This window comes from Pseudarthrobacter sp. NamB4 (assembly GCF_005796185.1).
Lineage (GTDB): Bacteria > Actinomycetota > Actinomycetes > Actinomycetales > Micrococcaceae > Arthrobacter.
In genome coordinates this window covers 1-6,573 of the sequence record NZ_VAHM01000030.1, presented here as the reverse complement: position 1 = coordinate 6,573, position 6,573 = coordinate 1, and the positions used below count along the sequence as shown (strand labels likewise).

Here is a 6,573-nt window from a genome sequence, read left to right as displayed (position 1 = left end):
GACCAAATCAACCCAGGGCTCAGGCACGCGGACTTCATCTATGCATGTTTGTCCCCGGGAGAAGAGGGCGTGGCCCGGATCCTCCACGCAAGGTCCTAAAGGCTGGCCTCCTACTGCCGGATCGGCTTTCCCGGCCGTGATATTCCGCCGCCACCGGCGCGGTTTGTGGCGAAGCCCATTCTTGAACTTCTCCCCCTCGGCTGGGGTGTTGCCTGTTGCCCGTGGCTCCTATTGTGGAGCCATGGCTGATTCATTTGCCTCCCTTGTTGACGCATTCAAGAACGTTGGCGTCGCCAGGGCCTACGGTCCCCCGGTCCAGCTCGGAGGGGAAGAGGTCATCCCCGTCGCGCTGGTGTCCTTCGGATTCGGCGGCGGTGGCGAGGCCGGGCAGGACGGGGCCTCCGGCGGCGGGGGAGGTGGGATGGGTGCTGCCTGCGGGCATCTACCAGAACATTGGCGGGCAGGTGGCATTGCGGCCGAACACCATGGTGGGGACCATCTGTTTCACGCCCGAGCCAACTTCCCGACGACGTCCTGGAAGAGATCGTCCGCCTGCGCAGGGCGGAAATTCAAAAGTAGCGGTTCACAGCTGCGGAGAGGGCATGAGTGAAAACGAACGAATTGCTGCTGGACGCTTTTGGCCGCATTAGGGAAACAGTGGAGGAAACGCTGGAAGGGCTCGGCGGCGGCGCTCTGGTCAAGCGGCCCGGTGGCACTGGGAATTCCATCGCTTGGCTCATATGGCACCTCGGCCGGGTGGAGGACGTACAGGTGGCTGCCGCCGCCAGGCTGGATCAGGTTTGGACGTCGCAAGGTTTTGTTGAGCGCTTCGGCCTGAAGTTGCCAAAGGAGGACACAGGCTACGGCCATTCAAGTGCGGAAGTGGATGCGGTCCGGGCCGAGCCGGAGCTGTTGCTGGAGTACTACGACGCTGTCCACCGGCAGACCGTCCGGTGGGTTGAAACCCTCGGCGACCAGGACCTCGACAGAATCGTTGACAGGCGCTGGGACCCGCCCGTCACCTTGGGCGTGCGGCTCGTCAGCACCATCGCTGACTGTCTCCAGCACGTGGGCCAGGCCGCATACGCCAAGGGCCTGAACGCCGCGAGCGACTAGAAAAGCCCCTATTTCCGCATGATCAAAACGGTTCCATAATGTCCACATAAGCTTCGGGAACCCGGGCGCCGATAATGGCTGGCGGGGCGTTGCGGGGTTCCAGTTGGCCGCCAAGGGCAGGCGGAACTGGCGGCCACGCGGCGCGGATAGTGACGTTCCGTGCCGCCACCGGGGGAGAGCATCGCCATCAATGCGAAAACACCGAAGAGAAAGAAATCATCATGCTCAAGGACTCACCGCTCATGGCTGTCCTTCCCGCAAAGGACATCGACAGGGCAAAGGATTTCTACCGGGACAAGCTGGGGCTGGAGCCGTCCGAATCAATCGATGAGGAAAACCTCATTTACCGCTGCGGTAACGGAACGAGCTTCCTGCTTTACCAGACGGACAATGCCGGCTCGGCAAAGAACACCCAGATGGGCTGGGAAACGGACAACCTCGAACGCGATATGGAGGATCTGCGGGGACGCGGCGTCACGTTTGAAGACTACGATTTCCCGGGCTTGAAAACGGAGAACGGCGTGGCAACCATCGGCTGGGCAAAGGCCGCCTGGTTCCTGGACAGCGAGGGCAACATCCTCAACATCTCCCAGCGTGCTTAGCCCTAATCGCTTACCAATCCATAATGTGACGGAGAGCATCAGAAACAGAACAAAGAAGGAACCAAGACCTTCGACAAGGCCACGGAGCAGCTGGAAGACCTTGGGTTCAAGGTCGAGGCTAAGGCTGCTCAGCAGGCAGTTGTACCGGCACCGGCTGCCCCTGCTGTTCCTGCTCCCGTTGCGCCGGCACCGGCTCCTGCCCCGGCGGCCCCTGCCGCACCGGCGTCCGTCTACTTCGGCAGCTGCGCGGATGCCAAGGCAGCCGGCGCTGCTCCGCTCTACTCGGGGCAGCCCGGCTCTCGGGCAGGTCTGGACCGGGACCGCGACGGCGCCGGCTGCGAGAGCTGAGCACAGATACAAAGAAGCCGTGGGTACCTTCCATGCCGAAGGTATCCACGGCTTTCCTATACCGCCTGCGGAAGGCCAAGTCGCGCTGCTTAATGGGAAGTGAGCTCCCGCATCAGTCCAAGCTGCGTCATAAACTCCATCTGGTCGAAGTAGAAGTGGTGGGAAGTGATCTCGCCGCCTTCGACCCTGGCGATGTCGCAGCTCCGAATCCTGATCTGCTTGCCCGTGGCCGGGAGGGTCTCGCCGGACGGCAGAGTCAGCGGCCCGGTGTTCGTCCCGCCGACAACTCCTTCGTCGATGGCCACGTCCCCGGCGTCATGCTTTTCCACGAGCTCGTACCGGACATCAGGGATGGCTTCCCAGAAGTGGAAGAGGTAGCCGGCAATTGCGTCGCGGCCGTGGAGTTCGCCTTGGTCGGGGGCATAGGCCACGGCGTTGGCGGCATAGCAGCCAGCGAGCGTTTCCCTGTCTTTTGCGTTCATGGCCGAGGTGAGGCGATCCATGACTTCGCGTGCCTGTCCCATTTGTGGACCTCCAATTTCGGGCGGCCTCACGGAAGCGGAGGCCGCTTCGGTGGGTTGGCTTCGGCTTCTGCTGGAGCCACTTTAATTGCACTTCTGCGGCGGACAGGCTGTCAACGAGCCGGGCTACCCCTTATAGCCAGCGCGGTTACCCCCTTCAAAAGGGCAGCGCTATCAGCGCTATCAGGGCCGGAATGGTGGCTGCCAAGGTCCCCGGAATGCTCTCGCCCTTCCGCGGGTAGTGGCCCAGCATGTCAGCCAGGAACATGGCCGGGGCGGTCAGCACCATGTTCAGGCAGCAGTAGATCACCAGGGTGTAGCCCACCACCACGTAGCCCATGTTGACGGCCACCACCCCGGCGAGGACTCCCAGGCCGATCACCAGGTTGCGGAACCCTGTGGGGATGGCCCACATCATCACGGCCGGAACATTCTGCGGCGGGGTGCTCAGGAACTTCTGCGCCCACGGCCGGTACATCAGGAAGCTTTCCAGCGGGAACACCACGATGTAGATCACGGCTGCAAGTACCGCGAAGATCTGGGATACGGCGTTCATGAAGGAAGAGTACGACGGCGGCGCGCACCTTCCCCATCCCCCGCCACGGGGTTCCGGGGTGCCGGGGAGATCCCCGCTTTGGGGGATTGCGGTGCGGCCCCCTGGGCGGATACTGGACATATGTGGGAGGAGCGCGCTGAGCGTGCCCGACGGGAAATCGCCGCCCTGGCCACCAGCGGAATCAGCCTGGCCTGCCTTTACCCATCCGCGCTCGAGGTGGTGCAGCAGGCGGTGCCGTTCGAGCAGGGGTGCTGGGCCGCCGTCGACCCCGACTCGTTGGTGATGACCTCCATCACCAACTGGAAGCCATGGCCCGTGGGGGAGCAGGAGTACGAGGAGCTCTCCGCGCGCTTCGCTGAAGCCGAATACACCGGCAACGAACCGCACGCCTTTGCTGAGCTGCTCAAGCGCCCACGGCCCATCGCCAGGATGTCGGACGCGCCGCACCGGGACGTGGTCCGCAGCGTGCGGATCAACGACCTGCTGAAGCCCCAAGGCCTGGAGCACGAGCTGCGGGCAGCCTTCCGGGTCGATGACGCCTGTTGGGGAGTGGGCAGCATTTTCCGTGACGGCGGGCGCGACTTCACAGACCGCGAGGTGGAGTTCCTGGCCGCCGTCACAGCTACCCTTGCGGCGGCCACCAGGATCGCTGTCCGCGCAGGGCACCCAGCCCGGCCCGCCGCCGTCGGACCTGTAATTGTCATCGCCGGCCGGCACGGCGAACTGAGGGCTGCCACGCCCGCCGCCGTTTCCTGGCTGGCCGAGGTGGAGGACGGAGCGCCGGGCCGCTTCAGCATGACGCTCCACTCCGTGGTGGCGCAGGCGCACGCTGCGCAGTCCGGAAGCGCGCGGGCCAGGATGCGCGACGCCGGCAACAACTGGGTGGTCCTGCAGGCCAGCCGCCTGATCACGGGTGATGACCCGGAGCAGATGGTGGTCACCGTGGAATCCGCCACCACCCATGACCTGGCCACCCTGCTGCTCGCCGCCTACGGAGTGACGGCACGGGAGCGGGAGGTGTGCCTGGACGTACTTTCCGGAAGTTCGACGGCGGAGATCGCCCGGCACCTGTTCATCTCGCCGCACACCGTGCACGACCACCTGAAGTCGCTGTTCGAGAAGGTGGGCGTGGGCAGTCGGGGAGAGCTGGTGGCCAAGCTGGTGGCGTGAGGCTGCCTGCAACTCCAGTTCAGGCGTCAGCCAGAGCCGGGGGCCACGCCAGCGGGAGTGACCCGGATCCGGGAAATGCGCAGCCGATCCATCGCCGTCACTGTCAGCATGTGCCCGTCCACCTCCACCTGGTCGCCCACGCGCGGCAGGCGGCCCAGCCTGTCGATGATGAACCCGGCCACCGTCTCGTAGTGGCCCTCCGGCAGCGCGATGCCGGACGCCGAGGCGAACTCCTGCAGGATCAGCCCGCCGTCGACGTCGATTGTTCCGTTGGCCATGGTCACGCGGTCCTCGGGCTCGGCGCCGGTGTCGTACTCGTCGTAAATCTCGCCGATGAGTTCCTCCACCAGGTCCTCGAGCGTGACGATGCCGTCAGTGCCGCCGAACTCGTCCACCACCAGCGCGATGTGCTGGCCCAGCCTGCGCATCCGGCTCAGTGAGGGCACTACTTTGTTCGTCCCGGGCAGCGGCAGGATTTCGCGGACGATGTCCCGCACCGGCAGGTCGTCGTAGTCCCCGTCCCTTGGCATGAGGTCGCGGATGTGGATGAAGCCCAGAACGTCGTCCGGACTGGTGCCGATCACGGGGAAGCGTGAGTGCGGGCCGTCCCTGACCATGTTCCGCGCCGCGGCGACGGTGAGCGCCCCGCTGAGGAAGGTGACGTCGGTGCGGGGGCGCATGACCTCCTGCAGGGAGCGGTTGCCGGCGCCGAACACGTCCGTCAGGATGCTGCGGCTGTGTTCCTCCAGCGTCTCGCTCTGCGCCACCATGTCCCACAGTTCCTCCGAGCTGATGCTCTCCTGCTTGGCGTTGGGGTCGCCGCCGAAGAGACGGACCACCGCGTCCGTGGATACTGACAGGAGCCAGACGGCGGGGCGCATGATCTCGGAGAGCACGCCCAGGGGAGGGGCCAGGACTCTGGTGAAGCCGACGGCGCTCTGCATCGCCAGCCGCTTGGGTACCAGTTCGCCGAGCACCAGGGAAAGGTAGGCCACCAGCAGCGTCATGCCGATGAAGGAAACGGGTTCGGCTGCCGCGCCGAGACCCAGGCCGGCCAGGAGGGGTTCGACGTCGGGCGCAATCGTGGAGGCGCCATAGGCGGCGGAGAAGAAACCGGAGAGCGTAACGCCGATCTGGACGGTGGAGAGGAAACGGTTGGGGTTTCCGGCCAGCGCAGCAATCCGGGCACCGCGCCTGCCGGACTTCTCCATCCGGCGCACCTGGCTCTCGCGGAGGGACACCAGCGCCATTTCAGTGCCGGCAAACACCCCTCCCAGCAGCACAAAGAAGAGGACCAGCAGGAAGTTGACCAGGGTGTCGGCGTCCATGATCAGACACTACCTAACGGTTCCGGCATCGTGGGCTGCATCAGCGGTGTTCCTGGACCGGGTGAGTTCCTTGGGCTGGCGCCAGGTGGTCCCTCGAAGGGCTGTGCTGACGGCGCCAATACAGACACCTCTCCGTTCCGAAGATCAGGTGCGGCACTGGACCGTGCCGCTGAGAGGGGGCGGCCGTGAGAGGACGTTTCTATCCAGGAGAAGAGCCGCAGGGCACTCATCAGCATTCCCATCGTCGTGGTGGTGGGGGTTCTCATTGCACTCGCTGGCAGCCAGGGCGGGTCAACGGTGGCGGGGATGCGGATGTTCGCGCTGGGTGTTGCTGCCGCGTTGCCCTGGCCCGTCAGCAGCTCGAAGCCGCCGTGGCGGCCTCCAGCGGGCGGGCCTCGGACACAGCGTTCGGCGGCCACGAGAATAAGCTGCGCCAGACGGTCATGGCCTTTCGCGCAGGCACGCAGCTTAGCGAGCACGTCAACCCCGCCGAGGCCACGGTGTACGTAATCAGGGGACCGGTGTGGCTGAAGTCGGGCGGGGAGGCCTGGCAGGGCAAAGCCGGCGGTCTCCTCATCGTCCCGTCGTCCCGGACGGGCTGCACAGCCTTGAAGCTGAGGAGGATTCTGCGGTGTTGTTCACGGTGGTCAAGCTGGACCGGTAGCAGGGCTTAGCGTCCGCCTCCAATGGCGGTGCTGCCGCCGCTGCCGCCACTCGCCCAACGTGCTGCAGCACACAGATCTTAAGGACGGCGGCGAAGGGCCGCTTGGGTGCCCCGGTGGACCTTCCTGCCGCGTCATTCCGCGGATTACTGCCCCTTGGCACGGTGATTTGCTGGGCGGCTTGCGGGGGTGTATTGTTTTCTAAGTCGCCGCGGAGAGACAGCGAAGAGCTGGTAACCGCGGGCGGCCAAACCCCAAAAAACAAACCAA

The 6,573-nt window shown here is 65.1% G+C and carries 8 protein-coding genes and 1 pseudogene; 5 read left to right on the top strand and 4 right to left on the bottom strand.

Annotated elements, in window-relative coordinates; genetic code table 11:
* Positions 1–250 precede the first annotated feature (250 nt).
* Positions 251–442: a hypothetical protein gene (locus FDW81_RS18785; protein WP_171027276.1), complete on the bottom strand. Its 192-nt coding sequence runs from the start codon at positions 440–442 to the stop codon at positions 251–253.
* A 164-nt stretch (positions 443–606) separates the two neighbouring features.
* Here FDW81_RS18785 and FDW81_RS17840 point away from each other — a divergent pair, with 164 nt between their 5' ends.
* The 3 genes from FDW81_RS17840 to FDW81_RS17830 all read left to right on the top strand — a co-directional run bounded on the left by FDW81_RS17840 (position 607) and on the right by FDW81_RS17830 (position 2,066).
* Complete coding sequence (locus FDW81_RS17840; protein ID WP_138135539.1) at positions 607–1,116, top strand: DUF664 domain-containing protein; 510 nt, start codon at positions 607–609, stop codon at positions 1,114–1,116.
* A 221-nt stretch (positions 1,117–1,337) separates the two neighbouring features.
* The gene (locus FDW81_RS17835; RefSeq protein WP_138135538.1) at positions 1,338–1,718 is read left to right on the top strand and encodes a VOC family protein; all 381 of its coding nucleotides are present in this window, start codon (positions 1,338–1,340) and stop codon (positions 1,716–1,718) included.
* Positions 1,719–1,808: 90 nt separating this feature from the next.
* Positions 1,809–2,066 carry an excalibur calcium-binding domain-containing protein gene (locus tag FDW81_RS17830; RefSeq protein ID WP_138135540.1) on the top strand — a complete coding sequence of 86 codons (258 nt, stop codon included), beginning with the start codon at positions 1,809–1,811 and terminating at the stop codon, positions 2,064–2,066.
* An 89-nt stretch (positions 2,067–2,155) separates the two neighbouring features.
* Here the strand turns inward: FDW81_RS17830 and FDW81_RS17825 are convergent, their stop codons facing one another.
* Together FDW81_RS17825 and FDW81_RS17820 are read right to left on the bottom strand one after the other, a co-directional pair.
* The gene (locus FDW81_RS17825; RefSeq protein WP_138135537.1) at positions 2,156–2,590 is read right to left on the bottom strand and encodes an ester cyclase; all 435 of its coding nucleotides are present in this window, start codon (positions 2,588–2,590) and stop codon (positions 2,156–2,158) included.
* A gap of 154 nt (positions 2,591–2,744) precedes the next feature.
* A complete protein-coding gene (locus FDW81_RS17820; RefSeq protein ID WP_138135536.1) occupies positions 2,745–3,143 on the bottom strand; it encodes a DUF1304 family protein in 399 nt (132 codons plus the stop codon).
* Positions 3,144–3,263: 120 nt separating this feature from the next.
* On the opposite strand from FDW81_RS17820, the gene FDW81_RS17815 reads away from it, so the two are divergent.
* Positions 3,264–4,313 carry a LuxR family transcriptional regulator gene (locus tag FDW81_RS17815; protein ID WP_138135535.1) on the top strand — a complete coding sequence of 350 codons (1,050 nt, stop codon included), beginning with the start codon at positions 3,264–3,266 and terminating at the stop codon, positions 4,311–4,313.
* Positions 4,314–4,339: 26 nt separating this feature from the next.
* Here the strand turns inward: FDW81_RS17815 and FDW81_RS17810 are convergent, their stop codons facing one another.
* Positions 4,340–5,641 (bottom strand): hemolysin family protein, encoded by a 1,302-nt coding sequence (locus FDW81_RS17810; protein WP_138135534.1) that lies wholly within the window; start codon positions 5,639–5,641, stop codon positions 4,340–4,342.
* Between the two features lie 344 nt (positions 5,642–5,985).
* Here FDW81_RS17810 and FDW81_RS18560 point away from each other — a divergent pair.
* Positions 5,986–6,305: pseudogene (locus FDW81_RS18560) on the top strand (cupin domain-containing protein).
* Positions 6,306–6,573: the final 268 nt, after the last annotated feature.